1 protein-coding gene, 1 tRNA gene and 1 pseudogene are annotated in these 1,061 nt (G+C 68.1%); 1 reads left to right on the top strand and 2 read right to left on the bottom strand.

Annotated features, from left to right (window positions below):
* Positions 1-507: NTP transferase domain-containing protein (locus tag ACWDNU_RS46925; RefSeq protein WP_449673590.1), on the bottom strand; the 507-nt coding region annotated here is incomplete at its 3' end.
* 90 nt (positions 508-597) lie between these two features.
* Positions 598-668: transfer RNA gene (locus tag ACWDNU_RS46920), tRNA-Gln, on the bottom strand.
* 297 nt (positions 669-965) lie between these two features.
* Between ACWDNU_RS46920 and ACWDNU_RS46915 the strand changes: the two are divergent.
* Positions 966-1,061: pseudogene (locus ACWDNU_RS46915) on the top strand (alpha/beta hydrolase); the annotation flags it as partial.

Raw genomic sequence — 1,061 nt, 5'->3', positions numbered from 1 at the left:
GTCGGCGTGCTCGACGATCTCGGCGACCTGGCCGTCGACATCGCGCACGATCCGGCCGTAGCCGTTGGCGTCGTCGGGGACGAAGGTCAGCACGGTGACCGCGGGGCGCTCGGCGTAGCTGCGGTGCTCGTCGAGCAGCGCGGCGAGGGTGTGCCCGTCCAGCAGCGGGACGTCGGCCGAGGTGACGAGCAGGTCGCCGTCGAAGTCCGCAGGCACCGAGTCCAGCGCGCACTGCACCGCGTGGCCGGTACCGAGCTGCTCCTCCTGCACCGCGCAGACGATCTCGCGGCCGAGTTCCTTGCCCACCTCGGCGACGGCGGCGCCGACCTTGTCGCGGTCGTGGCCGACCACGGTGATCAGATGGGTGGGGTCGATCTCGGCGGCGGCGTGCAGCGCGTGCGAGAGCATCGACCGACCGGCCAATGGGTGCAGCACTTTCGGAGTCTTCGACCGCATTCGCGTCCCGGCACCAGCGGCGAGAACGACGACGGCGGTCTGCGGTGGCATGGATCTCCCTCGGCTGCCTGTCAGCGAGTGTGCTGTGGCGGGTTCGGTCGGTGATGGTGCGGGCCGACGATACGTCACTGTGTCCGTGTGCTCCGCCGCCAGGACTCGAACCTGAACTATCTGAACCAAAATCAGAGGTGCTGCCATTACACTACGGCGGATCGCCACACCAGTGGGCCGTGAGAGCCCACCACTGTGCTACGGCACGGCATGATCCTCGCACATGATCCCGCCACCCGGCGAATCTTGTGTACGCCTGTCGCGAGCACCCGCCCGGCCCGTTGTTAGCCTTCTGGAACGCACGTACAGATCTCGTGAGCCGAAATCACGGAGAGGCGGGGGAGCATGTCGTCGACGGAGTCGGGGCGTCCTACCAGACCGAGGATGACCGGAACGCAACGGCGGCAGCAGCTGATCGAGATCGGTCGCGCGTTGTTCGCCGAACGGGGATATGACGCCTGCACATCCGGCACACGCCCGGTCCCGACGGCACGCCCGCGGTGTACGTGCACGGGCTCGGCGGATCGTCCACGAACTGGACCGACCTCGCCGCG

It is taken from the genome of Amycolatopsis sp. NPDC003676 (genome assembly GCF_053587275.1).
Note: the sequence above shows the minus strand (reverse complement) of the source record. Positions and strands in the feature narration are given on the sequence as shown.